The organism is Ruegeria sp. CJ2, assembly GCF_056536745.1.
In genome coordinates, this window is sequence record NZ_JBQFQF010000006.1 from 136085 (window position 1) to 160400 (window position 24316).

Annotated in this window: 28 protein-coding genes and 1 other RNA gene; 17 read left to right on the forward strand and 12 right to left on the reverse strand. The window is 58.9% G+C overall.

Features of this window, described 5'->3' with window-relative positions; genetic code table 11:
• Window positions 1-20: 20 nt before the first annotated feature.
• On the reverse strand, window positions 21-935 hold the full coding sequence (locus ACR0MS_RS10685) for a 5-bromo-4-chloroindolyl phosphate hydrolysis family protein (RefSeq protein ID WP_480572401.1): 915 nt from the start codon (window positions 933-935) through the stop codon (window positions 21-23).
• Window positions 936-1110: 175 nt separating this feature from the next.
• A complete protein-coding gene (locus tag ACR0MS_RS10690; protein ID WP_480572398.1) occupies window positions 1111-2001 on the reverse strand; it encodes a pseudouridine synthase in 891 nt (296 codons plus the stop codon).
• On the opposite strand from ACR0MS_RS10690, the gene ACR0MS_RS10695 reads away from it, so the two are divergent.
• On the forward strand, window positions 1982-2443 hold the full coding sequence (locus ACR0MS_RS10695) for a nucleoside deaminase (protein WP_480572395.1): 462 nt from the start codon (window positions 1982-1984) through the stop codon (window positions 2441-2443). The genes ACR0MS_RS10690 and ACR0MS_RS10695 overlap by 20 nt on opposite strands.
• A gap of 20 nt (window positions 2444-2463) precedes the next feature.
• Here ACR0MS_RS10695 and ACR0MS_RS10700 read toward each other — a convergent pair whose 3' ends face one another.
• A complete protein-coding gene (locus tag ACR0MS_RS10700) occupies window positions 2464-3156 on the reverse strand; it encodes a metal-dependent hydrolase (protein WP_480572392.1) in 693 nt (230 codons plus the stop codon).
• 59 nt (window positions 3157-3215) lie between these two features.
• Here ACR0MS_RS10700 and ACR0MS_RS10705 point away from each other — a divergent pair, with 59 nt between their 5' ends.
• Window positions 3216-3872 (forward strand): ceramidase domain-containing protein, encoded by a 657-nt coding sequence (locus tag ACR0MS_RS10705; protein ID WP_480572389.1) that lies wholly within the window; start codon window positions 3216-3218, stop codon window positions 3870-3872.
• On the opposite strand, the gene ACR0MS_RS10710 is transcribed toward ACR0MS_RS10705, so the two are convergent.
• Together ACR0MS_RS10710 and ACR0MS_RS10715 are read right to left on the reverse strand one after the other, a co-directional pair.
• Window positions 3863-4426 carry a DUF4202 domain-containing protein gene (locus ACR0MS_RS10710; protein ID WP_480572386.1) on the reverse strand — a complete coding sequence of 188 codons (564 nt, stop codon included), beginning with the start codon at window positions 4424-4426 and terminating at the stop codon, window positions 3863-3865. The genes ACR0MS_RS10705 and ACR0MS_RS10710 overlap by 10 nt on opposite strands.
• Before the next feature lie 145 nt (window positions 4427-4571).
• On the reverse strand, window positions 4572-4730 hold the full coding sequence (locus ACR0MS_RS10715; RefSeq protein ID WP_171120441.1) for a hypothetical protein: 159 nt from the start codon (window positions 4728-4730) through the stop codon (window positions 4572-4574).
• A 227-nt stretch (window positions 4731-4957) separates the two neighbouring features.
• Here ACR0MS_RS10715 and gatC point away from each other — a divergent pair, with 227 nt between their 5' ends.
• The 5 genes from gatC to rnpB all read left to right on the forward strand — a co-directional run bounded on the left by gatC (window position 4958) and on the right by rnpB (window position 8654).
• Window positions 4958-5245, forward strand: a complete 288-nt coding sequence (gatC, locus tag ACR0MS_RS10720) for an Asp-tRNA(Asn)/Glu-tRNA(Gln) amidotransferase subunit GatC (RefSeq protein WP_170325838.1) — start codon at window positions 4958-4960, stop codon at window positions 5243-5245.
• Window positions 5246-5248: 3 nt separating this feature from the next.
• Window positions 5249-6736 (forward strand): Asp-tRNA(Asn)/Glu-tRNA(Gln) amidotransferase subunit GatA, encoded by a 1488-nt coding sequence (gene gatA, locus ACR0MS_RS10725; protein WP_480572383.1) that lies wholly within the window; start codon window positions 5249-5251, stop codon window positions 6734-6736.
• Between the two features lie 40 nt (window positions 6737-6776).
• Window positions 6777-7466, forward strand: coding sequence for a hypothetical protein (locus ACR0MS_RS10730; RefSeq protein ID WP_480572380.1), 690 nt, complete (start codon window positions 6777-6779; stop codon window positions 7464-7466).
• The gene (locus ACR0MS_RS10735; protein WP_480572377.1) at window positions 7450-8133 is read left to right on the forward strand and encodes an N-acetylmuramoyl-L-alanine amidase; all 684 of its coding nucleotides are present in this window, start codon (window positions 7450-7452) and stop codon (window positions 8131-8133) included. Before ACR0MS_RS10730 ends, ACR0MS_RS10735 begins: the two co-directional genes overlap by 17 nt.
• 123 nt (window positions 8134-8256) lie before the next feature.
• Window positions 8257-8654, forward strand: an RNA gene (rnpB, locus tag ACR0MS_RS10740) — RNase P RNA component class A.
• A gap of 9 nt (window positions 8655-8663) precedes the next feature.
• On the opposite strand, the gene ACR0MS_RS10745 is transcribed toward rnpB, so the two are convergent.
• Together ACR0MS_RS10745 and ACR0MS_RS10750 are read right to left on the reverse strand one after the other, a co-directional pair.
• On the reverse strand, window positions 8664-9506 hold the full coding sequence (locus ACR0MS_RS10745; RefSeq protein ID WP_480572374.1) for a DUF2182 domain-containing protein: 843 nt from the start codon (window positions 9504-9506) through the stop codon (window positions 8664-8666).
• Between the two features lie 12 nt (window positions 9507-9518).
• Complete coding sequence (locus ACR0MS_RS10750) at window positions 9519-10154, reverse strand: DUF1326 domain-containing protein (RefSeq protein ID WP_480572370.1); 636 nt, start codon at window positions 10152-10154, stop codon at window positions 9519-9521.
• 461 nt (window positions 10155-10615) lie between these two features.
• Here ACR0MS_RS10750 and rpmG point away from each other — a divergent pair, with 461 nt between their 5' ends.
• Together rpmG and ACR0MS_RS10760 are read left to right on the forward strand one after the other, a co-directional pair.
• Window positions 10616-10783: a 50S ribosomal protein L33 gene (gene rpmG / locus ACR0MS_RS10755; RefSeq protein ID WP_005630270.1), complete on the forward strand. Its 168-nt coding sequence runs from the start codon at window positions 10616-10618 to the stop codon at window positions 10781-10783.
• Between the two features lie 215 nt (window positions 10784-10998).
• Entirely contained in the window at window positions 10999-11505 is a 507-nt protein-coding gene (locus ACR0MS_RS10760; protein ID WP_171120450.1) for a hypothetical protein, read from the forward strand.
• A gap of 166 nt (window positions 11506-11671) precedes the next feature.
• Here the strand turns inward: ACR0MS_RS10760 and ACR0MS_RS10765 are convergent, their stop codons facing one another.
• Together ACR0MS_RS10765 and ACR0MS_RS10770 are read right to left on the reverse strand one after the other, a co-directional pair.
• Entirely contained in the window at window positions 11672-12448 is a 777-nt protein-coding gene (locus ACR0MS_RS10765) for a Bax inhibitor-1/YccA family protein (RefSeq protein ID WP_480572366.1), read from the reverse strand.
• A 181-nt stretch (window positions 12449-12629) separates the two neighbouring features.
• Complete coding sequence (locus ACR0MS_RS10770; RefSeq protein ID WP_480572363.1) at window positions 12630-12839, reverse strand: DUF1127 domain-containing protein; 210 nt, start codon at window positions 12837-12839, stop codon at window positions 12630-12632.
• A gap of 127 nt (window positions 12840-12966) precedes the next feature.
• Between ACR0MS_RS10770 and ACR0MS_RS10775 the strand changes: the two genes are divergently transcribed.
• A complete protein-coding gene (locus ACR0MS_RS10775; RefSeq protein ID WP_480572360.1) occupies window positions 12967-13848 on the forward strand; it encodes a LysR family transcriptional regulator in 882 nt (293 codons plus the stop codon).
• Here ACR0MS_RS10775 and ACR0MS_RS10780 read toward each other — a convergent pair.
• Window positions 13845-14801: an NADPH:quinone oxidoreductase family protein gene (locus ACR0MS_RS10780; protein ID WP_480572357.1), complete on the reverse strand. Its 957-nt coding sequence runs from the start codon at window positions 14799-14801 to the stop codon at window positions 13845-13847. The genes ACR0MS_RS10775 and ACR0MS_RS10780 overlap by 4 nt on opposite strands.
• A 335-nt stretch (window positions 14802-15136) precedes the next feature.
• Here ACR0MS_RS10780 and ACR0MS_RS10785 point away from each other — a divergent pair, with 335 nt between their 5' ends.
• The 3 genes from ACR0MS_RS10785 (at window position 15137) to ACR0MS_RS10795 (ending at window position 17794) form a co-directional block, all read left to right on the forward strand.
• Entirely contained in the window at window positions 15137-15508 is a 372-nt protein-coding gene (locus ACR0MS_RS10785; RefSeq protein ID WP_170352458.1) for a helix-turn-helix domain-containing protein, read from the forward strand.
• 44 nt (window positions 15509-15552) lie between these two features.
• A complete protein-coding gene (gene hisN / locus ACR0MS_RS10790; RefSeq protein WP_480572354.1) occupies window positions 15553-16344 on the forward strand; it encodes a histidinol-phosphatase in 792 nt (263 codons plus the stop codon).
• 115 nt (window positions 16345-16459) lie between these two features.
• Window positions 16460-17794 (forward strand): 8-oxoguanine deaminase, encoded by a 1335-nt coding sequence (locus tag ACR0MS_RS10795; protein ID WP_480572351.1) that lies wholly within the window; start codon window positions 16460-16462, stop codon window positions 17792-17794.
• Between the two features lie 68 nt (window positions 17795-17862).
• Here ACR0MS_RS10795 and guaD read toward each other — a convergent pair whose 3' ends face one another.
• The gene (gene guaD / locus ACR0MS_RS10800; protein ID WP_480572697.1) at window positions 17863-19152 is read right to left on the reverse strand and encodes a guanine deaminase; all 1290 of its coding nucleotides are present in this window, start codon (window positions 19150-19152) and stop codon (window positions 17863-17865) included.
• A 140-nt stretch (window positions 19153-19292) separates the two neighbouring features.
• Here guaD and mgtE point away from each other — a divergent pair, with 140 nt between their 5' ends.
• Both mgtE and ACR0MS_RS10810 read left to right on the forward strand, forming a co-directional pair.
• Window positions 19293-20687 carry a magnesium transporter gene (mgtE, locus tag ACR0MS_RS10805; RefSeq protein WP_480572348.1) on the forward strand — a complete coding sequence of 465 codons (1395 nt, stop codon included), beginning with the start codon at window positions 19293-19295 and terminating at the stop codon, window positions 20685-20687.
• Window positions 20684-21247 (forward strand): 5-formyltetrahydrofolate cyclo-ligase, encoded by a 564-nt coding sequence (locus tag ACR0MS_RS10810; RefSeq protein ID WP_480572345.1) that lies wholly within the window; start codon window positions 20684-20686, stop codon window positions 21245-21247. Before mgtE ends, ACR0MS_RS10810 begins: the two co-directional genes overlap by 4 nt.
• An 8-nt stretch (window positions 21248-21255) precedes the next feature.
• Here ACR0MS_RS10810 and ACR0MS_RS10815 read toward each other — a convergent pair whose 3' ends face one another.
• Window positions 21256-21483 carry a putative hemolysin gene (locus ACR0MS_RS10815; RefSeq protein WP_480572342.1) on the reverse strand — a complete coding sequence of 76 codons (228 nt, stop codon included), beginning with the start codon at window positions 21481-21483 and terminating at the stop codon, window positions 21256-21258.
• An 88-nt stretch (window positions 21484-21571) separates the two neighbouring features.
• Here ACR0MS_RS10815 and ACR0MS_RS10820 point away from each other — a divergent pair, with 88 nt between their 5' ends.
• Window positions 21572-22387 (forward strand): TIGR00282 family metallophosphoesterase, encoded by an 816-nt coding sequence (locus ACR0MS_RS10820; protein WP_480572339.1) that lies wholly within the window; start codon window positions 21572-21574, stop codon window positions 22385-22387.
• Window positions 22388-22467: 80 nt separating this feature from the next.
• Complete coding sequence (locus ACR0MS_RS10825; protein ID WP_480572335.1) at window positions 22468-24246, forward strand: SLC13 family permease; 1779 nt, start codon at window positions 22468-22470, stop codon at window positions 24244-24246.
• The last annotated feature ends 70 nt before the right edge of the window (window positions 24247-24316 follow it).

The following is a 24316-nucleotide window of genomic DNA, read 5'->3' on the forward strand; positions in this document are numbered from 1 at the left end:
CTTTCTCAAAAAATGGCCGGTCAATCCAACCGAACGCCTTCGCGCTGCAACCTTTCGCGCAGCACGTCAATTTCAACGGTCAGGTCGCTGCGGTCATCCAAAAGCATTTTACGGGTTCGCGCCGCGAAATTCTGTTCAAGATCATCCAAAAGGGCTGAATAGTCAGCCAAAGCCTGCGCGTCGCGCGTGCGCGCATACACATCTGCAAATTTGACCGTCGCGTCCCGCGCGCCCTGCAGATACACCGTCATGTACTTGCGCGCTCCGGCCAGATCGCGGGGGTCTTCCTCGACGGTGCGAAACAGGTCTCGGGCCGTGTCCTGAAACTGTTCCACCCGCGCTTCGATCCTTCGGTCGCCCGCGCGTTTTATCGCATCTGTCATCTCGGTCAGGTGCTGTTCTGCATCCTCCACAACACGGGCGACACGGTCTTGCTGAAACGTGTCGACGCCCTCCATCCCCTTGTCTGAAAGCGGATCAAACCCGAAAGAAACCGAGTGCAGAACCGTCGCCACGCCGCCAAACAGAACAGGCGCGATCAAACTGACCTCGGACGCAGACGCGGCGTCCAGAAACTCGGACCGATAAGAGGCTAAGGCTGCACCGATACCGGTGAGAACGCTGGCGAAAATCTTTCGGGGAAAGGCGGGTCTCCGCGCTGTTCGCCGCGCATTATACGCGGCTTCGGCGCGCAAGCCTTCACGCAGCAGGAACGCAGCCGCAGTCAGAACGCCCGCCGCGATCAATCCGATCGTCATTCCAACCGCGCCATCGTTGAGAGACAGAAACACCAGTGGAACGGCAGGCAGGAAAAGCAGGTTTGCACGAGCGCCCGCAGGTTCTACGCGCGCACGGTCAAATTGACCGCGCGGGGGTTGGTCTGGCTGGGACGAGTCACCCTGAGGACTGAATTTTCCGCCATAGCGTTTGGCCATGTGCTCACAAGCCCCCAAGTACGCCGGTGCAAACACCGAAGAGCAGTACAAGTAAGACCACATAGGCCAGTTTTTGTACTCCGGTCCCGGACATGACGCCCCCCAAAGACTTTCCTTGCAGAAAATCTAGGGCAAGAGGGCCAGTGAAGCTAGGGGGAAGGTTGTTTAACTGGCGTCACTTGCGAGGTTTCTTGCCGATGGGCGCCCGTTTTCTTTGCGGACGCGCGGGGCGCTTGACCGGGGTTGCGGGATCAGCATCCAGCCCCAGTTGATCGCGCATCACGCGGCGACGGATTTCCTCGACTTTACCGGGTTTCAGATTGCCCAGTTGGAACGGCCCATAAGACACGCGCAGCAGGCGGTTCACGGCATAGCCGATATCCTCCATCGCGCGGCGAATTTCACGGTTCTTACCTTCGCGCAATCCGATGGTCAGCCATGCATTTGCGCCCTGCTGACGGTCCAGCGAGACGTCCATGGGCAAAAACCGTTCGCCCTCGATGACCAGACCCTTGCGCAGCGGGGCAAAATCCTCGTCCTTGGGGCGGCCATTCACCCGTACACGGTATTTGCGCAGCCAGCCGGTCGAGGGCAGTTCGAGCTTGCGCTTGATGCCGCCATCGTTGGTCAGCAGCAGCAAGCCTTCGGAATTCAGGTCCAGCCGCCCGACGCTCATGACGCGGGGCATGTCATCAGGCAGGTTGTCGAAAATCGTCGCGCGGCCCTTTTCGTCACGCGTCGTCGTCACCAGACCGGGGGGCTTGTGATAGAGCCACAGGCGTGAGGGTTCGGGCTCGGATACCGGTTTGCCGTCTACGGTTATCCTGTCCTTGCCGGTGACGTTCAGGGCGGGGCTGGTGATGGTCTTGCCGTTCACATTCACACGACCGGCTTCGATCATGCGCTCGGCTTCACGGCGCGAGGCAACGCCCGCGCGGGCAAGCACTTTGGCGATCCGGTCGCCGGGAGGAGGGGTTTTGCTCATCCGCAGCCCATAGCGCATACCGTCGCCTTGCGAAAGACGCGTTTCTGATGCAGTCAAAGACATGGTGTTCAGATCATTCATGAATATCGCGCTGCAAGAGGCGCGCGCCGCGGCAGACCGAGGCGAGGTTCCGGTGGGGGCCGTGATCGTCGCAGGCGATAATGTCGTGGCGACTGCTGGCAACCGCACGCGCGAGTTGAATGATCCGACCGCACATGCCGAAATCCTTGCTCTGCGCGCGGCCTGTTCTGCGGCTGGGTCAGAGCGTCTGCCGGACCATGACCTCTATGTCACGTTGGAGCCTTGCGCGATGTGTGCGGCGGCTTTGGCGGCGGCGCGTATCCGGCGGATCTACTACGGCGCGGCTGACCCGAAATCGGGTGGCGTGGCCCATGGTGCGCGGGTTTTCACCCATGCGCAGGCGCACCATGTGCCTGAGGTCTATGACGGGATCGCAGGGCAGGAAGCTGCTGCGCTTTTAAAGGCGTTCTTCGCGGCGCGTCGGGGGGATGCGCCGGGCTGAAGCCCGGCCTACGGATTGATCTACAGCTTGATTGGCTGCATCACTTCCGGCTCGATTACATCGACGCCCGGCAATCCCTCGACCAGTGCCCGCGCCGACTGTTCCAGGATCGGGAAAGTCTTGTAGTGGCAGGGGATCACCGTCTTGAAATCGAAATAGCGCTTCGCGGCATAGGCCGCGCCCTTCATGTCCATGGTGAAATGTCCGCCAGCCGACAGGATACCGATGTCGGGTTTGTAATAATCCCCCATCCAGTCCATGTCGGCCATGATATCTGTATCGCCTGACACATAGAGCATGTGACCATCGCCCGCGATCATGAACCCGACCTCGCTGCCGCCGGTGCGCAGACCGTCGGGTGTGGAAAAGGTCGAGCTGTGCGAGGCTGGAACCATCGACACCATCACCCCGTTCAAATTCACCGTGCCGCCTTTGTTGAAGCCTACGGTCTCGATCCCTTCAGACTCGCTCCAATACCCCATCAGGTCGTATTGACCCACAACCGTAACCTTGAGGTGCTTGGCCAACGAGACCACATCGGCCACGTGGTCGAAATGCGTGTGTGTCAGAAGGATATGCGTCGCGCCGTCCAGCGCTGCATCGTGCTGATCCTCGGACAGGACGGGATTGCCGGTCAGCCAAGGGTCGATCAGCAGCACTTGTCCTCCGGTCTCGATGCGGAAACTGCCGTGGCCCAGCCAAATGATGTTCATGAAAAAATCCTCCGAAACAGACTGTTGGCTTTAACCTAGCATCGGCTATGTAAAATTTCATGGACTGGTTTCAGGAAATTGACGGATATTGCGAGAGATTGTCGCCCGACTATTGGGCAGAGCCGATCAACGCTGTGACAAACGTCGCATTTATCATCGCCGCTTTCATCATGTGGAGGCGGGTGCGCGGGCAGGGAATGCCGCTGGCAGTGACATTGGTGGTGATTCTGGCTGCGATCGGAGTGGGCAGTTACCTGTTTCACACCCACGCGCAGGTCTGGGCGGCACTGGCGGACGTGGCGCCAATCCTGCTGTATATTCTGGTCTATATCTACGCGATCAATCGCGACGTCTGGCAATTGCGGCCGCTTTATGCCGGGGTCGCCACGGCGCTGTTTATTCCTTATGCGGCGGCAACCGTGCCGATCTTTCAACTGGTACCCGGTCTGGGCGGATCGGCGGGTTATGCGCCGGTTCCGCTGCTGATCCTGATCTACGCAGCCTTGCTGCGCCGCAGGTTCCCCGAGACGGCAACAGGGCTGGCAAGTGGTGCCGCGATACTGATCGCCTCAATCACGTTCCGCGCTTTGGATGCACCGATCTGCGTTCAGTTCGAAACTGGTACGCATTTCATGTGGCACATCTTGAACGCGACCATGCTGGGCTGGATGATCGAAGTGTATCGCAGGCACCTGAAACGCACGTCTCAGGCTTGAAAAGCGGCAGCGAGGTTTTCGGGCAGGTCAAACTCGTCCAGCACACGTGCGCGGCCTTCGGCTGACATCTTGCGGGCTGTTTTTTCGACAATGCTTTGAATTTTATCAGCCGAATGTTTGGCGGCGAAAGGGGCAAAGTACCATTTGAGGAAAACGAAACAGATCACGTCTTCCAGCGCCTGAACCTCGTCATCGCGCTTGATACCCTGTTTGCGAAGCATACGACCTGCGGCTTCGATGTCTTCGGCACCGTATTCGCTCAACTCCATTAGGCCCATGACAATCTCGGCATGATGCACGCCCTGCGCTTTTCGCCAGGCCAGATATCCTGCACGTCCTTCCGGGAACTCGGTGCGCGCCAGTTTCCAGCGCTCAACGTGCTGACCACGCGCGGCGATTGTCAGAGGATCCGAAGCGTTCGGAAATAACCTCTCAAGCTCAGCGCTCATGCGCTGACCATAAAGAAGGGCGGCTGGCTGGCCATCCTCCAGATTGGGGTCCTTGGCGTTGGCCGCATCTACTGCGTCCAGTACGGCTTGCTTGCGCGTGCTCATGGGGTGCTCCGTTGTTCGTCCGGTTCTGCGGTCATGTCTGACCGGTTTTCCAGAGCTACCCTACCGGGTCGCCGCGTCCTGTGCAGCAAGCAAATAAGTTTTCGGGCCGGGGAGAGGAGTACCCGGCCCGGACGAAGCGGGCAAGTTAGCTGGCAGGCTTCGCCTTATCCTGTGATACTGGTTCAGAGACCTGATCAGGGAAGCTCAGATCCGGGAACATGCTGTCCATTGTTGGCCCAAACGCATGGGCTTGCGCGGCAAGAACCGTGGTCGCCAATACAAAGGCAGTCATGAGAGTTTTCATCGTCTTACTCCGGGGATGGCTGTGTCGTGGTAATGAAATGAACAGTTCAGTTCAGTTTTTCAAGATCAAAAGTGAACTAAACGGTTCATTTTTTCGCATACCCGATATGCAAAAATGAATGATCACGTTGGAAAACTCTGCGCTCTAGCCTCAGATCAGCCAAGCGGTGCCCTTGCGACCGAAGCATCAGACAGGTAAACGCCCCCTAACGCATATGAGGTTTTCCGATGTCGATTGACCAAAGCACTGCCGCAAAGGTGGCAAAACTGGCCCGGATCAAGGTCGAGGATGACGCGCTGCCTGCGCTGGCATCCGAGTTCAACACCATCCTTGGGTTTATCGAACAGCTTAACGAAGTGGATGTCGAAGGTGTCGAACCGATGGTCTCGGTCGAGCCGATGCGCCTGAAACGGCGCGAGGATGTGGTCACAGACGGAAACCAGCAGGACAAGGTTCTGGCCAACGCCCCCGACGCGCGCGAGGGCTTTTTCGCAGTCCCCAAAGTGGTGGAGTAAGACATGAGCGATCTGAACAAACTGGGTCTGGCCGAGGCCCGCGACGCGCTGCGCAAGGGTGACGTAACCTCGGTCGAGTTGACCGAATCCTGCCTCAAGGCCATTGACGAGGCCGACGCGCTGAACGCTTTTGTCCATAAAACGCCTGAGATCGCGCTGGAACGTGCCAAGGCCGCGGACGCCCGGATCAAGGAACGCGACGCGCCTGCCATGTGTGGCCTGCCTATTGGCATCAAGGACCTGTTCTGCACCAAGGGCGTGCCTTCACAGGCGGCCTCGAAGATTCTGGAAGGCTTCAAGCCGGAATACGAATCCACCGTGTCACAGCAACTGGCCGATGCCGGGGCTGTTATGCTTGGCAAACTGAACATGGACGAATTCGCCATGGGCTCGTCCAATGAAACTTCGGTTTACGGCAACGCGGTCAGCCCGTGGCGCCGCGGCAATGACGATGCGCAACTGACACCGGGCGGGTCGTCGGGCGGTTCTGCCTCGGCTGTGGCGGCGGACCTGTGTCTGGCGGCAACCGGCACCGATACCGGCGGCTCGATCCGTCAGCCTGCGGCCTTCACAGGCATCACCGGCATCAAGCCCACCTATGGCCGCTGCTCGCGCTGGGGTATCGTGGCCTTTGCGTCCTCGCTGGATCAGGCGGGGCCGATGACCAAGAACGTGCGCGACGCGGCGATCATGCTGGAAACCATGTGTGGCCACGACCCCAAGGATTCCACCAGCGCCGAGCTTGCCGTACCCAACTTCGAGGCGATGTTGACCGGTGACATCAAGGGCAAGAAGATCGGTATTCCGAAAGAATACCGTATGGATGGAATGCCTGCCGAGATCGAAAAGCTCTGGTCCGAAGGTGCCGAGATGCTGAAAGCTGCGGGCGCCGAGATCGTTGATATCTCGCTGCCGCACACCAAATACGCGCTGCCAGCATATTACGTGATTGCCCCGGCCGAGGCGTCCTCGAACCTCGCCCGCTATGACGGTGTCCGCTATGGCCGCCGCGCGACGCTGGCGCAGGGTGATGGCATCACCGAGATGTACGAGAAAACCCGCGCCGAGGGCTTCGGCCACGAGGTCCAGCGCCGCGTGATGGTCGGCACCTATGTGCTGTCGGCAGGCTTCTACGACGCTTATTACAACCGTGCCCGCCGCGTCCGCACCCTGATCAAGAAAGACTTCGAAGATGTCTTTGCAGCAGGTGTCGACGCGATCCTGACCCCGGCAACGCCCTCGGCGTCCTTCGGTTTGGGTGAGATGACCGAGGCCGATCCGGTGCAGATGTACCTCAACGACGTGTTTACCGTGACCGTGAACCTGGCTGGTCTGCCGGGCATTTCGGTGCCTGCGGGCTTGGATGCGCAGGGTTTGCCGCTGGGTCTTCAACTGATCGGCCGCCCATGGGACGAAGGCGATCTGCTGAACACGGCCTACGCGCTGGAAAGCGCAGCGGGTTTTGTAGCCAAGCCGGGGAAATGGTGGTAAATCTCGGCTCAGGCAAGACGACTTAAAACGGAGCAGCTGAATGCGCCTTACGCTTCTGATTCCCGCTTTTGGCTTGGTGGCCGCCTGCAATACGGTGGCCCCGATACAGAGCACAAGCTTCAACACGCCGCAATATCAGGCGCAGCGCGAGGCTGAATTGGCGGGGCAGGGGCTGACCGGAAACCCCCTGCTGGGACCGGTCGACGTGACTGAACAACAGCTTGGCGCCCCCGGCGAGCCGCTTCCACCAACCGGAGAGAACGCGGATATCGCGTCTGCAACCGCTGTTGCTTTGGCCAACACCTCTGTTCCCGCAACGACGCCAATCGCAAGCAATAACGCGATTTCGGACGAGCAGGATTTCGAGGCCGTCTCCGGGCGTCGCACCATTGAATCCGACGCAGCCCGGATCGAGCAAAACAGCCAGACCTACGAAGTGGTTGCCCCAACAGCCGTGCCGCAACGGGGCACAGATGGTCAGCCCAATATCGTGCAATACGCTCTGAATACGTCGAACCCGGTTGGTACCCAGCTGTACAGCCGCGCGGGGTTTAACCTGCAGGCCAAAGCGCAGCGCAATTGCGCCCGGTATCCTTCGGCGGATCAGGCGCAGATCGAATTCCTTGCAAGCGGCGGCCCCCAACGTGATCGCAAAGGGCTGGACCCGGACGGGGACGGCTACGCATGTGGTTGGGATCCCAGCACGTTCCGCAGTGCCGTCAACAACTGACCTCAACCCGATCTGGCACCCGTCGCCCAACTTTGGTGCGCGTCGCGGCGGTTTGAAACCGTCTCTGATCGTCCTGCACTACACGGCAATGGACAGCGCGCAGGACGCGTTAAAGCGCCTGTGCGATCCACAACACGAAGTGTCCGCCCATTACCTGATTGGATCAGACGGTAACCTCTGGCAGATGGTGCGCGAACAGGATCGCGCCTGGCACGCCGGAGCAGGTGAGTGGTATGGGCAGGACGACATCAATTCCCGATCGATCGGCATTGAACTCGACAATCGCGGCGATCACCCGTTTGCGGAACCGCAGATGATGGTTCTTGAGCACCTGCTGACCGATCTTTTGCATAGATGGAAGATCCCCCCTAAGGGCGTCATCGGCCATTCTGATATGGCGCCCGGTCGCAAGCTGGATCCGGGTTCCCGATTTGACTGGCAACGCCTCGAGCATCGGGGGCTGGTACAGGCGCGAGGCGACGGTGAGCGCCCGCAGATTGCTGAAATGCAAGAATTCAAACGCTTGGCGCGCGCGGCGGGTTTCACTGCAAGCGTCGATGACGAGACACTTCTACATACAGTGCGTCTGAGATATCGACCTTGGGGCAAGGGACCTCTGACCCCCGACGACCTCACCCCGCTGATCAGGGAAACCGGATCAAGCTGATCCGTTCTTCATCTGGCCGAAAATATCCCGGGGTTGAATTGGCCGCAGGCCAAGAAGGGGCTGGCCCCTTCACCCGTTCTCAACCCTTGACGCGGCTCGATGCAAGGCATACCCAGCCCACGCGCGGAGGGCCGGATGGCCGCTGGGGTGCAAACCCGAGAGGAAAGTCCGGACTCCACAAGACAACGGTGCCGGGTAACGCCCGGGCGGGGCAACCCGACGGAAAGCGCCACAGAAATCAGACCGCCTGCGACGTCTGTCAAAGGTAAGGGTGAAACGGTGGGGTAAGAGCCCACCGCGCCCCTGGCAACAGGGGCGGCACGGCAAGCCCCACCGGGAGCAATGCCAAATAGGGTCCCCGCGCGGGCAGGTCGGCGCAAGCCGATACCGCCGCTAAGCGCGTCTTGGCCGAGAGGGACCGGGTTGGCAGCTTGAGCCGCGCAGCAATGCACGGCCTAGAGGAATGGTCATCGAAGGGGGCAACCCCGGAACAAGATCCGGCTTACAGGCCCTCCGCGCGTATTCCTCCTTTAAGTCACGATAGCTACCGCGCTACCAATCAGCCACAGACCTGCAGCGGTCAAGGCGATACCGGTCGCAGGGCCAAGCCATCGGGCGCGCGGTAGCAGCTTCTCCAGCCCCACATAAATCGCAATACCAACGATCCAGTAGAGATTCATGACACCTCCGACAAAGAGCAGCAGCATCAGGGCCCAGCAGCAGCCCAGACAATACGCGCCGTGCACCGCGCCCACGCGAAATGCGCCCCCTGCGCCGGGCCGGTTGTGCTCGGCCAGAAACTGGGCCGGGCTGCGGCAGTGGCGCAGGCAGGCAGACTTTAGACTGGACAACTGATACAAACCGGCCGCCAGCAAAACACACCCTGCAAACGCCTTGGACCGGATCGTCATCATCGGACCGTCTGATAGACCAATCTGTTCCAGCCCCCATTGCCCACCAGTGGCAAGCGCGCTGAAAAAAGCCCAGACGACGAGGTAGCCGCTCAGAAATACCAGACTGAGCCATGTTGTGCGCTTCTTATCTGGTCCCATGCGCTTGATGGCTGAGTACAACAACACGGTGGGTGCGGCGCTGGGCGTCATCATCGCGATCATCATGACCCACCACATGAGGAATATCAGGATGGTGTAGGGCAGGGACCAGATAACCGGCCCGCCCATCTGCATGGGCTCACCGATCGGCCCTGCCATGCGGGTCATCTCGACAGCGGTCATGTTCATGCCGATACCGACAATGGTGTACCACGCGGCCCCCAACACGATCAGGGTGACGCAAAGCAGCACGACTCCGCTGTCGCGCCGCAGGACATAGTCGACCGCTCCTACGTGCGGTTGATTTGTCTCAGGTGTCATATCTGCAGGGGATCACGCGCCGATAACGCCGTGGCCAGAGATGTTGAGGTGAGCCAGATGCGCATGCGTGGCGTCGAAGGTCAGGCTGATTTCCCCGCCCGTCGTTTTTGTTGTCCCGGATGCGGACTCGGCCTGCCGATACTCGAACCCGTTGGGCAGATGGATGGACGCCCGATGCGGTAGCCCTGAAACGATATGAGGGATCGGGTTCACCTCAAGATCGAAGATGCCCTTAACCTTTGCGTATCCCTTGCGGTCTTCGCGGGACCAATCCAGCTCAATCGGAAGGTAGAGGGTTTCGTGTTTTGTCGGCGCCATGGCGCTGTAGACATACCAGAAGGTTGCCATCTCGTCGGTGTCTTCGCCCTTCATAATGGCTTCCAAAGCAGCCCTTTGATCCGCCGAGGCGCTTTCGTCGATGATCAATTGCATCTGACCATTGCCTTCGTGGATGGGACCCGGCCAATAATAGACGCCTGCCGCGCGCAGCCCGGCCAGATCGGTGTCGCCATAGTGCCCGGATTGAATGTCATACGCGACCACCGCCTCGCAATTTCCATGCGTTGGCAACACGCTGAACTGGCATGGGCACCCGAAGTTGCAGTTGCAATTGGCCAGCTCTTCGCCCTGAATTGTCCATTCGGTCATGATGTCCCCCAAAAATATCAAGCTACAAACGCTGCCGTCATTTGTGCTTGCCTGTCTTTGGTGCCTCGAAAACCGAGCCGTTCAGTGGCTTCTTCGATCTTGGAACTGAGGGGAAGTTACCACGGTTAAGGGATTGCGACAAACTCAGGGGTTTTTGCGCGGCTTCCTAGGGTAGTCGGATGGCCAAGTCGGACTTCCCTTGGTCCGGGCGCGATTCGGGCGAAGGCTGATCATGGAACTTCGGATATGATACAGATAGCCCTGTGGATTGCGCTCCTCGGTGGGAATTCGGGTCAGAATCGTTCCTGCTTTGGCTTGCCACCCCGCCCGTCTGACGCCAATCCCGCTTAGGGTGGTTATCCGGTGCGATTGCGCTTGACATAGGCCGTGCAGGGCGTAAAAGCGCACGCTCATAGGAATTCAACCGAAAGGCCCTGCCTTTTCGGACGCAGGAGATAACCATGGCGAAGCCGACGACAATCAAGATCCGCCTGAACTCGACCGCGGGCACGGGCCACTTCTACGTGACCAAGAAGAACGCGCGCACCATGACTGAGAAGATGACCGTTCGTAAATACGATCCGGTTGCTCGGAAGCATGTCGAGTACAAGGAAGGCAAGATTAAGTAATCTGCCGTCCAGCTTGGGCAAAGTTCAGGGGTCTGCTGCAGCAGGCCCTTTTTCTTTGCAATTTGGCGGTGTGATACGCAAAAAACCGGCCCTCGACCGAAAAACACGCGTTGCAACGAAGCATCAGCGGTCAGATCAATCGAATGGGGCATGGGTTGCTTTTTTGAATGGCTTGCCTCTACGCTTCAACAACTCGTTCCAAAATGTTGGCCGTCATGAAAAAAATCTTGTTATCCACAATCACTGTGTTGGCCCTTGCGGCTTGTGAAGACCCTTACAACCGTCAGGGGGTCGGGTTCACGGGTATCGATGGTGAACCACGAACCTTGTCTGATGTCCCCGGTGCCGTGGCTTTCCTACCGCGGGCTACCAACGTACCCGCTGAATTGGCCGTGTTGCCGCCGATACGGGTGACGTCCGGTGAGACCGATCCGCAGAAACTTGCGCGGGTTGCCATTGATAATGGCGGACGCAGCGACACGAACTCGGTGGTTCTGACCGGACTGTCGACGAACATGTTCCTAAGCACTGTAAGCGTAAACGGCACGCTCTATGGCGTCCTGCGCACTGAAAACAACAGTACCCGGGTCGACAATCAAATTGGCGCAGCGTTCGGCCAGAACGCCGAACAGTTTACCGGATGCCTTGCGGCAGGTGACGTGTTCCGCAAAGGTTCGTCGCAGCGCAGCTCGGGGTTTGCCGTTCCTTTGAACTGCAGCTAAGAGCAACTCAAATAATTCAGAAAAGCCCCCACCAGTCGGTGGGGGCTTTTTCTTGTCCTGCTTGGCGTAATGGGGGCCGTGCGCCACAGGAAAATCTTGCGCCACAGGCCAAAAGAAAAGGGCGGACCCAGTGGTCCGCCCCAAAAAGCCGAAGCTTGTTTGTCTGTTATTCCCGGTTGCCGAAGAGTTGCAGCAGGAACATGAACATGTTGATAAAGTCCAGATACAGGCTCAGTGCGCCCATGATCGCGGCTTTACCCAACCATTCCTGATCGCCCGAGTGCGCCATTTGCAGGTAGGTGGTCTTGATATTCTGCGTGTCATAGGCCGTCAGACCAGCAAAGATCAGAACGCCAATCACCGAGATTGCGAAGGCCACCGCAGAAGAGGCGATGAAGATGTTCACGATGGACGCGACGATCAGGCCGATAACGCCCATGATCAGGAACGTGCCCATGGCCGACAGGTCTTTCTTGGTGGTGTAGCCGTATAGCGACAGACCCGCAAAGGCGATCGACGTGATCAGGAAGACCTGAATGATCGACTGACCGGTGAAGACCAGGAAAATCCAGCTGATCGACACGCCCATAACGGCGGCGAACAGGTAAAAGACCGACTGTGCACCGGATGCGGAAAGGCGGTTGATTCCGGCGCTAAAGCCAAAAACAAAGGCCAGCGGTGCAAACATGATGACCCACTTCAGGGGCGACGCGAAAAGCGTTGCACCAAACGAGGTCAGGTATTTGTTGGCGCTCAGTTGCGCGGCAGCGGCCGACGGATCGGTCGTCGTTGCCAAGCCAGCAATCGCCCAGGCCGCAGCAAACGTGATCAGCATGCCCACGGACATGGTGCCGTAGACTTTGTTCATATGGGCGCGCAGGCCCTCATCAATCTCGGCAGAGCGGGCACCAGCCGCTGTCCGGATCGCGTCAAATTGTGCCATTAAAGGGTCTCCCTTTACATATTCTTGTTGCGCCCTGAAATCAGCGCGCGTTCCCCGCAAATATCGGCAAGTGCGAGCTACGTTTCAAGGGTTTAACACCGGAAACTGGCTAAAACACGCTACAAAAATGGCGGCCTGCTGACACGGGCCGCCATTCAGCGAAAAAAGAAGCATCCTGTGGTCACTTTTGCCAGAACTCCGGAGCGTCCCAAATGTGGCGGGCTGCCTCTGATCGGGCTTGTTCTCTTGTGATTCCAACATCCTCCAGTGCCCGGTCATCCAGTTGGCCAAGGGTACGACGTTGACGCATGAGTGACAGGGCGTCCCAAAGCGAAGTTACTGAAAAACGGCGGCGCGGGGTGCAATTTGAAGCGAGCGTTAACTGGGTCATAATCCTTGTCCTTTCCGTGAATTTCGATGGTTTGCTTCGGTCTTATCAACTTCCTTGATTTATATGGCGCGATATGACACATTTTAAAAATGAATATTTATGAACCGATGCATAAGGAATCGTGAACATGCGAAATCTGGACATCACCACGTTGCGCTCTTTCGTGGCCGTTGCCGATCAGGGCGGCGTGACGCGGGCGGCAGGGTTTTTGCACCTGACGCAATCCGCCGTTTCCATGCAATTGAAACGTCTGGAGGAGCTGCTGGGTCTTGAACTGCTGGACCGCAGCGGCAGGACCATTGCGTTGACTGCATCGGGCGAACAGTTGCTGGCCTATGCGCGCCGTATGATCGCCCTGAATGATGAGGTGATTTCAAAGCTCACGGATCAGGCCTTTGAGGGAGAGGTTGTTTTGGGTGTGCCCCATGACATTGTCTACCCGGCCATCCCTCGGGTGCTTCAACGGTTCAATGCTGATTTCCCGAGGGTGCGTGTTCAGCTTGTGTCGTCCTATTCGCTACAACTGAAGGATATGTACAAAAAGGGAGAGTGCGACCTGATCCTGACGACAGAAGCGTCTGTCGGTGATGGGGCCGAAACGATTGCCGAACTTCCGTTGCGTTGGATAGGGGCCCCAGGCGGCTCTGCCTGGCGTAAACGTCCTTTACCCTTGGCGCTGGGCCGCAGATGCCTGTTCCGTCCGCAGGTGATCGCAGCCTTGGACGAAGCCGATATTCCGTGGGAGCTGTCGGTTGAAACCGAAAACGACCGCACGATCGAAGCGACGGTCAGCGCGGATCTGGCTGTTCACGCGATGCTGGACGGAACCGAAGCCGCGCATCTGGTCCAAATAGATGACGGCGGCGTATTGCCGGAACTGCCAGCGCACATGATCAACCTCTATGGCGGCGAAGCGGGTCGCGGCGCGGTTGTTGAGGCATTGGCCTCTCTGGTTCGGCAGAATTTCCGATTGGTAGGCGGGACACAGTTGAGGGCCGTGGTCGGCTAGGGGGTAATCACGACTTTACCTGTCGCGGCGCGGTCCCTCAAAAGCTGTAACCCTTTTTCAACCTCCGCCAGAGGCAAGGTGTGGCTGATGTGGGGCTTGATCCGGCCTTCGCTACGCCATCGAAACAAGGTGTCAAAACTGTCCTGAACGATCTGGGGGCGGAACTTCAGGTATCCGCCAATATAGAAGCCGATCACGGTCAGGTTTTTGACCAGCAGATGGTTTGCGGGGATCTGCGGAACATCACCGCCGGCAAACCCGATCGGCAGCAGGCGGCCTTCGGGGTTTGTCGCGCGAAACGCGGCTTTGAAAACGTCTCCGCCGATCGCATCATAGACGACGTCTGCCCCGCCCAATTCCAGAACCCGCTGGCGCAGGTCTTCGGATGCGTCGATCAGGTGGTCAGCGCCTGCGGCACGAGCCACTTCAAGCTTGTCGGCGCCGCGCGCCTGCGCGATGACCGTCGCCCCCATCAGGTTACCGATCTCGACAGCCGTCAGGCCAACTCCGCCAGCTGCGCCTGTGACCAGCAGCGTTTCGCCGGGTTGAAGGCGCGCGCGATGGTCCAGCGCGATATGGCTTGTGCCGTAGGCAATCTGGATCGCCGCTGCGTCCTCAAAGCTCATCGTGTCCGGCAAGGAAATCGCACGGTCAGCCTCAAAGACCCCGAACTCAGCCAATCCGCCCTGACCAGAATACACCGCCACGCGATCCCCGGGGCGCAGATGCGTGACGCCTTCTCCCAGTGAATCTACGACACCAGCTATTTCCATTCCCTGAGTAAACGGCGCATCCGGTGTGTCCTGATACGTGCCTTTCTGCATCAGAAGGTCGGCGAAATTCAAACCGCAGGCCTTGATCCGAATGCGTAATTCGCCGGGGCCGGGTTCGGGCTGGGGCACGTCACAGAGTTGGGCCTCAGCCCCTTTGGATTGAATTCGAAAGGCCAACATGATCGCGCTCCGTGTTTTCCGAGCATAGATTCGTTTTGGCCTGCGAATGTCAATCGGTTACCCTGCGCGACAATAAGGGCAGAATTCCCAGAATTGAACCTTATTTGTAATAAATCCAAGCGCAGGAGCGTCTGGAAAGCACAACCATAAACCTTTGTAACCGGACAAAGATTCAACCTTCTTGAAAAAATAACCAAAAGAAGCAATATTGCGCTATGGTGCTGATTTGGGGGCATGATCCAAATTAGGGAGTGGTTAAGCACAGCTCACTAGTGATGCGGCAGTGAAAACGGCCGCGCGCCCCTTGTGGTTGTGTGTAGGAGAGGAGAATACCAATGACTCATCACGTGGATGTCCATGTGGGCAAGCGCGTCCGGCATCGCCGCTGGCTGATAGGCATGACGCAGCAGCAACTGGCGCAGCAGGTTGGTATCAAGTTCCAACAGATTCAAAAATACGAGACCGGAGCCAATCGGATCAGCGCGTCTCGTCTTTGGGATATTGCCGAGGCATTGGACGTTCCTGTCAGCTTTTTCTTTGAGGGTCTGGAAGAGGCAGAAAAAGAAACAGCCGGCAAGAAATCCGTTCCTGCCGATCTGATGGGGGACAAGGAAGCGTTGGATCTGGTCCGGTCCTACTACGCGATCCCAGAAAACCAACGCCGCCGTTTGTTCGAATTGGCGCGCGTCCTCAGCGATGTCGCCTAAATTGCCGGGTTGACTCTGGTGCGTGCGGACCGCACGGGTAGCGCATGCAAGATACTTCGCTGAATGACTTGGAAGTCGCAGAAGAAATGGCCGATGCAGCGCGCAAGGCCATTCTTCCTTATTTCAGGCAATCCAACCTGGAAACATCCAATAAGCTCTCCGATGGATTTGATCCTGTTACGATTGCCGACCGCGAGGCTGAACAGGCCATGCGAGAGGTTCTTGCCCGTCACCGCCCCGAGGATGGAATTTTCGGCGAGGAATTTGGGCAAGCCGAAGGCAGCAGCGGTCGGACATGGGTTCTGGACCCCATCGACGGCACGCGGGGCTTTATCAGTGGTACGCCGACCTGGGGTGTTCTGATTGCGTTGAGCGGTCAGGACGGCCCGATTATGGGCGTTATTGACCAGCCCTATATCGGTGAAAGATTTGTGGGTTCCGCGAAAGTCGCTCAGGCGGTCGGACCGACCGGAACGACGCAACTCAGGACGCGGTCGACACGCACGTTGGATCAGGCAATCCTGTTCACGACTTTCCCCGAAGTTGGGTCATTGCAGGACCGCGCAGGGTTCGAAGCTGTCGCCCAACACGTGCGCCTGACCCGATACGGCATGGATTGTTATGCCTATGCATTGCTGGCCGCCGGTCAGGTTGACCTAGTGATCGAATCTGGCCTGAACGCCTATGACATCCAGGCACCAATCGCGGTGATCGAGGCCGCAGGCGGTATTGTCACCGATTGGCAAGGTAGGGCGGCTCATAACGGTGGGCGCGCGCTGGCGGCGGCAAATGCTGACGTGCATGCCGCAGCTTTGGAAATCCTGCGCAACTATTGAAACCTGTTGCCGTGGTGGGGCCGGTCGGGTAAGTTCTGCCCGGCTGGTTCTTATGCCCGTTTTCCGCCAGCCTTCGCACTCCATGCATGAAACGGGCTTGTGCAAGGAGGGCGAAATGACCGAAATCCTTATCAAAAATGCCGATACAATCCTGACGATGGACGACACGCGCCAAGAGCTTTCGGGCGCGGATATCCTGATCCGTGACGGGCAGGTTGCTCAGATTGGCCATGCGCTGAAGACGGTTGGCGATGTCCATGATGCGTCGGGCTGCGTTGTGACCCCCGGGCTGGTGAATACGCATCACCATCTGTATCAAACCCTGACGCGCGCTGTTCCGGGGGGACAGGATGCCTTGTTGTTCGGCTGGTTGAAAACGCTCTATCCAATCTGGTCCCGGTTCGGACCGGAAGAGATGTTCGTCTCGGCGCAGATTGGCCTGGCAGAGCTTGCCCTGTCGGGATGTACCCTGAGTTCCGATCACCTATACCTATATCCGAACGGCTCAAGGCTGGACGACACCATCGCGGCGGCTGCCGAGATCGGCATGCGGTTTCATCCCACGCGCGGTGCGATGAGCATAGGTGAAAGCGATGGAGGCCTGCCGCCGGATTCTCTGGTCGAGGCCGAAGCCGCCATTCTTGAAGATATGATCCGCGTGGTCGACGCATTCCACGACCCCTCTGATGGCTCAATGTGCCGGGTGGGGTTGGCTCCGTGTTCACCCTTCTCGGTCAGCCGCGACCTAATGCGCGACTCTGCTGTTCTGGCCCGCGACAAGGGCGTGATGCTGCACACGCATCTGGCAGAGAATGACGAGGATATCGCCTATTCGCAGGCGCAGTTCGGCTGCCGTCCAGGGCAATATGCCGAAGAATTGGGCTGGACCGGATCAGATGTCTGGCACGCCCATTGTGTCAAGCTGGACGGGTCCGAGATCGACCTTTTTGCACGCACACAAACCGGGGTGGCCCATTGCCCCTGTTCGAATTGCCGCTTGGGATCTGGCATCGCGCCGGTGCGCGCCATGCGAGATCGCGGCGTACCCGTCGGGATTGGCGCAGATGGGTCCGCCAGCAATGACAACGGTAGTCTGATCCTGGAGGCACGGCAGGCCATGCTGCTGCAACGGGTCGCAAACGGGGCCGACGCTATGTCCTCGCGCGAGGCGCTGGAAATTGCCACCCGAGGCGGCGCGGAAGTGCTGAACCGCCCTGATTGCGGCCGGTTAGAGCCCGGCAAACGCGCCGATATCGCCATCTGGGACACGCGCGGCATCGAAAGTGCCGGCAGTTGGGATCCAGCCGCCTTGCTGCTGGCCGGGCCGATGAAAGTCAAACACCTGTTTGTCGAAGGCCGTCAGATCGTGCGCGACGGGCAGATCACAACGCTCGAACTGCCCAAAATCATTGAAGCCCAAAACCGCCTCGCCCACGCGTTGGCGGGTTAAGCGCGGATCCGTTCTTCATCTGGCCAAAAATATCCCCGCCGGAGGCATGGGCCCTAGGCCCATTCCCTTCAACGCGATACTGCCTGCCCTCCGATCCAAACCTCTGCAATGGCCCGGTCGTCGCCCATCATGATCGTTGGGAAAATGGCTTCCCATAGATCATCGGCGCAGGCTTCACGCTGGGCAATCGCGGGTGTTGAGGCGAGATCAAGCACGACCAGATCCGCATCCATCCCCGGTGCGACGTTGCCGATGCTGTCATCCAGCCGTAGCGAGCGGGCGGAACCGACTGTGCCCAGCCACAACAATTGCGCCGCGTGCAAAGGTGCGCCGCGCAATTGTCCGATTTCGTAGGCCGAAGCCATGGTGTGCAGCATCGAAAAGCTCGACCCGCCGCCTGTATCCGTCGCCAAGCCAACGCGGTGGCCGTCCTGCATCAGCCCGGTCATGTCGAACAATCCTGAGCCGATGAACGTGTTTGACGTCGGGCAGTGGATCAGGGCCGCATCCACCTCGCGCAGTCGGTCGCGCTCGCGCGCCTCCAGATGGATGACGTGGCCGTAAACGCCGTGCGATCCCAACAGGCCGAATTTCTCATAAGTATCCAGATAATCCCGTGCCTCGGGGAACAGCTCGCGAACCCATGCGATTTCGTCGGTCTGCTCGCTGAGGTGGGTTTGCATCAGGCAATGCGGGTGTTCAGCCCAGAGCGCGCCCATCGCCTCAAGCTGTTCGGGCGTGGATGTCGGAGAAAAGCGGGGCGTGATGGCATAGGACAGGCGGTCGACCCCATGCCATTTCTCCAGCAACGCTTGGGACTGATCATAGGCGGTCTGTACCGTGTCCCGCAGCCCTTCGGGTGCATTGCGATCCATGCAGGTTTTGCCCGCGACCACGCGCTGATTGCGCTGCTGCGCGGCCGAGAAAAAAGCGTCGACGCTTTCGGGGTGGATGGTGCAGAAGCTACACATCGTCGTCGTCCCATGGGCTGCCGTCAGATCGAGATAGCGGTTCGCGATCTCCGAGGCATAGGCAGGATCGCCGAACTTCATTTCTTCGGGGAAAGTATAGGTGTTCAGCCAGTCGATCAGGCGTTTTCCCCAACTGGCGATCATTGCGGTCTGGGGATAGTGCACATGCGCATCCACGAACCCAGACATGATGACATGATTGCCGTGGTCAACCACGGTGGCCTCGGGATGCGCTGAGCGCAGGCTGTCCGCATCCGCCACGGCCAAAATCCGGCCATCTTCGATCAGAACGGCTTCGCTGATCTTGACGGCCTCGGTCGGCTCTCCTTCGAAGGGGGAACCGGTGAAGCTCAGGACACGCCCTTTCAGCAGCGTTTTTTGCGCCATTTTCATTCATCTCCGCCTGTATGGGACTGCGAAACAGCATAAGGGCGGGAAACTTGCCGGTAAATCGGCGCATTGTCATTGTTTTCCGGTAGCTGCTTCTTCTAATTAGGGGGCAATGACCGAACGGAACGGGGGCAGATATGACCACAGGCTTTGATGAACCCGTAATCGACACGAGCAGTGACGAAGACGTCTATGCGCTGGATCGCAAAACCGTGGCTGCGATCCTCTATGCGGTTGACGTGGATGACCGCGACAAGCTGATCGAGTTGATGGAGCCGTTGCATCCGGCTGACATCGCGGACCTTCTTGAACAGATCAACCCTTACGACCGCGCCCGGCTGATCCGGCTGTATGACAAGGAATTTGACGGCGACATCCTGTCGGAACTCGACGAGGCCGTTCGGGAAGAGATCATCGGTATCCTCAAGCCGGACGTTCTGGCCGAAGCCGTCCGCGACATGGAAAGCGACGATGTCGTTGACCTGCTGGAAGACCTCGAAGAACCGCAGCAAGAGGCGATTCTGGACGCGCTGGAGGATTCCGAGCGGATCGCGGCGGAACAGGCGCTGTCTTACCCCGAGAACTCGGCCGGTCGTCTTATGCAGCGCGAAGTTGTCATGGCGCCCGAGCATTGGACGGTCGGGCAAGCCATCGACTTCATGCGCGCCAATGACGGCCTGCCGGAACAGTTCTATCATGTCGTGCTGGTTGACCCCCGACTGAAGCCCTCGGCTCAGGTTACGCTGGGCAAGCTGATGGCGGCGCGGCGCGACGTGCCGTTGCTGGACATCACCGAAGAGGAATTTCACACGATTCCCGTCGATCAGGATGAGGAAGACGTGGCCTATGCCTTCAATCAGTACCACCTGATCTCGGCCCCGGTTGTGGATGCTGACGGGCGGCTGGTCGGTGTCATTACCATCGACGACGCGATGGTAGTTCTGGACGAAGAGCATGAGGAAGACATCCTGCGCCTGGCGGGGGTCAGCGACGAAAGCTCGCTGTCCGACTCGGTGGCGGCAACCAGTAAGCGGCGTTTGCCGTGGTTGGCCGTGAACCTGTGCACGGCGATCTGTGCCTCGCTGGTGATCTCGCAATTCGAGGCGGCGATTGACCAGTTGGTGGCGCTGGCGATCTTGATGCCGATCGTGGCGTCGATGGGCGGCAATGCCGGGACACAGTCGCTGACGGTCGCCGTGCGCGCACTGGCCACACGCGACCTGACGCCGTCGAACGTGTTGCGGGTGATCCGTCGTGAATTGCTGGTGGGGATGTTGAACGGATTGTGTTTCGCCATCGTTCTGGGAACGGTCGGGATGCTTTGGTTCGACTCGCCGCTCTTGGGTGTCGTGATCGGGGCCGCCTTGGTCGTGAACATGATCATCGCTGGTTTCGTTGGTACGGTAGTACCGGTGGTGCTGGACCGTCTGGGCGCTGACCCGGCGCTTGCGTCCGGCACCTTTGTGACAACCACAACGGATGTCATGGGGTTCTTCCTGTTCCTTGGACTTGCCAGCGTGGTGCTATTGTGACCGATCTGAGTGAAATTAAGGCTGCGGCGCGGAAAGAGGCTTTTGCCCGTCGAAAGGCCGCCTTTGATACATGCCTGCCCGGGGCAGCCGGGCGCCTGTCCGAAGTGCTGGCAGGGCACCGGGGCGTGGCGCTGTCTGGCTATATGCCGATCCGAACAGAAATTGACCCTTTGCCTGCGATGGCCGAAGCGTCGGCTTATGGCCCGGTTGGAGTGCCGGTCATTCAGGCCGCGGGACAGCCTTTGAAATTCTCTCGCTGGACGCCAGAGGGCGCGTTGAAAGACGGACCTTTCGGGGCCAAAGTGCCCGAGGTCGATGATTATTTTGAGCCGGAAATCCTGATCGTCCCCTTAGTTGCTTTTGACGCGCAAGGGGGGCGGCTGGGGTATGGCGGCGGCTTTTATGACCGCACGCTGGAAGGATTACGGGCAAAGCGGCCGACGCTGGCCATTGGTTTCGCATTCGATGCGCAACAGGCTGACGGGCTGCCCCTTGAGGCGACCGATCAGCCATTGGATATGGTTGTTACAGAAAGTCGCGTGTTGACCTTTCCGACCTGAAAACTGTCTTACCCCGAGTGGTTCTCGCGGAAATAATCCCAAGCGTCGACTTCGCGACCGTCTGCCAGAATGCAGACCCCGCTTTGCCCGTCTGAGCCGTCTCGAATTTCGTATGTTCCACCGCTTTCAACGCAGAATGTCGCCGCGGGATTTGCCAGTTCTGCGGATTGTTCCGGAACAGGATCACAGGCCGCAAGTGGTGTCAGAATTGCTGCCGAGATAAGGAAACGGTTCATGAAGAGCTCCTTTGGAATAGGTATTGGCGGTTTATGGTGTCAGTTTAACCACTTGTGCTTGATGGATGCCACACTTAGGACGGTTTGAATGAGAATACTGTTTTTGGGTGACGTTATGGGGCGGGCGGGACGTTCGGCCATTCAGCAGCATCTGCCGCGTCTGCGTGACGAATGGCGGCTGGATTTTGTCGTGGTCAATGGTGAGAACGCCTCGAACGGGATGGGGCTGAGCGGGGATCACGCCAAACTGTTGCTGGATGCGGGCGCGGATTGCCTGACGCTGGGCGATCATGCGTTCGACCAGAAGGACATGCTGCAGTTCATCGAAAATGAACCGCGCATTGTGCGCCCCGTGAATTTTGCCAAAGGCGCACCGGGGCGGGGGCATCGTCTGTATACCGCGCCGGGTGGACGCAAGGTGCTGGTGGTGCAGGTGCTGGGGCAAGTATTCATGAAACGGCCCTTTGATGATCCGTTTTCGGCCATCGAGCCGATCCTGAAATCCCATCCGCGGGGTGGGCAGGCCCAGGCGATCATCGTCGATATGCATTGCGAGGCGACCTCGGAAAAAATGGCGATGGGTCACTATTGCGACAAACGCGCCAGCCTTGTGGTGGGTACGCATACCCATGTGCCCACTGCGGACGCTCAGATCCTTCCGGGCGGCACGGCCTATTTGACCGATGCGGGTATGTGCGGGGACTACGACTCGGTTATCGGCATGGACAAATTGGAACCCATGCGCCGTTTTATCACCGGAATGCCCAAGGCAAGATTCACCCCAGCCAATGGCGAGGCGACGCTCAGCGGCGTGTTTGTCGAGACCGATGACCAGAACGGGCAGGCGAAATCTGTCCAAATGGTGCGCGTTGGCGGGCGGTTACAGCAGGCAGGGCCGCAGTAAGGCTTGCTCTGACCCGCGCAATGCGGGAAACTGCTTGCCGGGCGCGTTTGCCAAGCCAGGGTTCGGACAGAATACCAAGAATGCAATTCCTCCAACTGACAGAAACAGGAAGCGCGATACTGGCGCTGTTGGTCGTCGCAGGCATGTTTGTCATGTTCCTGCGAGAGGTTTACCCGACCGAGGTCGTCGCCATTGGCGGCGTGGCCGTGATGTTGGTGACAGGTATTCTTCCGTACCAAAGCGCCCTGGCCGTGCTGTCAAACCCCGCGCCGTGGACCATCGCCGCGATGTTCATCATCATGGGGGCGTTGGTGCGGACCGGAGCGTTAGACGCGTTTACCTCAACCGCCCAGAAACAGGCGCAGGTGAACCCGCGTATCGCTATCGGATTACTGATGGCCTTCGTTGTGCTGGCGTCGGCGGTTGTGTCGAACACGCCCGTCGTTGTCGTTATGATTCCGGTATTTGTGCAGATTGCGCGGACACTTAACGTCCCGGCCTCGAAACTGCTGATCCCGCTGAGCTATGCGGCCATTCTGGGCGGAACACTGACCCTGATCGGCACATCGACCAACCTTTTGGTAGACGGTGTGGCCCGGTCGCAGGGCATGACTCCGTTCACGATATTCGAGGTCACGCCGCTGGGTATTGCGCTGGTGATCTATGGCATGGTGTATCTGCGATTTGTCGCGCCACGTTTGCTGCCCGAGCGGGACAGCATGGCGTCGCTTCTAAGCGACAGGTCCAAAATGAAGTTCTTTACCGAGGCGGTTATCCCCCCGGAAAGCAACCTGATCGGTCGCGAAGTCACCGGTGTTCAACTTTTCAAACGGCCCGGAGTGCGCCTGATCGACGTCATCCGGGGTGACGAATCGCTGCGCCGGAACCTCAAGGGGGTTCAGCTGCAACTGGGCGATCGCGTGGTTCTGCGTACCCAGATGACCGAATTGCTGGGCCTACAGCGCAACAAGGAACTGAAGCGCGTGGATCAGGTTTCTGCTGTCGAGACCAAAACGGTCGAGGTGCTGATTACTCCGGGCTGCCGCATGGTTGGGCGCACGCTGGGCGCAATGCGCCTGCGGCGGCGCTATGGTGTTTATGTGCTGGCCGTGCACCGCCGGAACCAGAATATCGGGCGGCAACTGGATGAACTTGTGGTGCGGGTAGGTGACACCCTGCTGCTGGAAGGGTCGCCTGAGGATATTCAGCGGCTTGCGGCAGATATGGACATGGTCGATGTCACGCAGCCTTCTGCGCGCGCGTTCCGGCGTAGCCATGCGCCGATTGCGATCGGCGCTCTTGCGGGTATCGTCGTACTGGCCGCGCTGGGCGTCGCGCCGATATTGCTGTTGTCGGTTCTAGCCGTTGCGGTGGTTCTGCTGACACGGTGTATCGACGCGGACGAGGCGTTTTCTTTTGTCGAAGGCCGCCTGTTGGCGCTGATCTTCTCCATGCTGGCCATTGGTGCCGCGCTGGACAAGTCGGGCGCGGTTTCGCTGATCGTCGAAGCCATTGCGCCGGGACTAAGCGCGCTGCCGCCTTTCCTGATCATCTGGGCCGTATATCTTCTGACCTCGGTGCTGACCGAACTGGTGTCCAACAATGCGGTCGCCGTCGTTGTGACGCCCATCGCCATTGGGTTGGCGCAGGCTGTTGGTATTGACCCGCGCCCGCTTGTCGTTGCGGTTATGGTCGCGGCCTCGGCGTCATTCGCGACGCCGATCGGGTATCAGACCAACATGATGGTTTATGGTCCGGGCGGGTACAGGTTTGTCGACTTCATGAAAGTGGGTATCCCGCTGAACCTAACCGTTGGTTTGCTGGCGTCGCTTCTGATCCCGCTGATCTGGCCTCTGTAGCATCGGCGCATAACCGCTGGTTTTCCGGCGAAGTCCTTGTAAAATCGACCTCTATTACGATCTTTGTAAA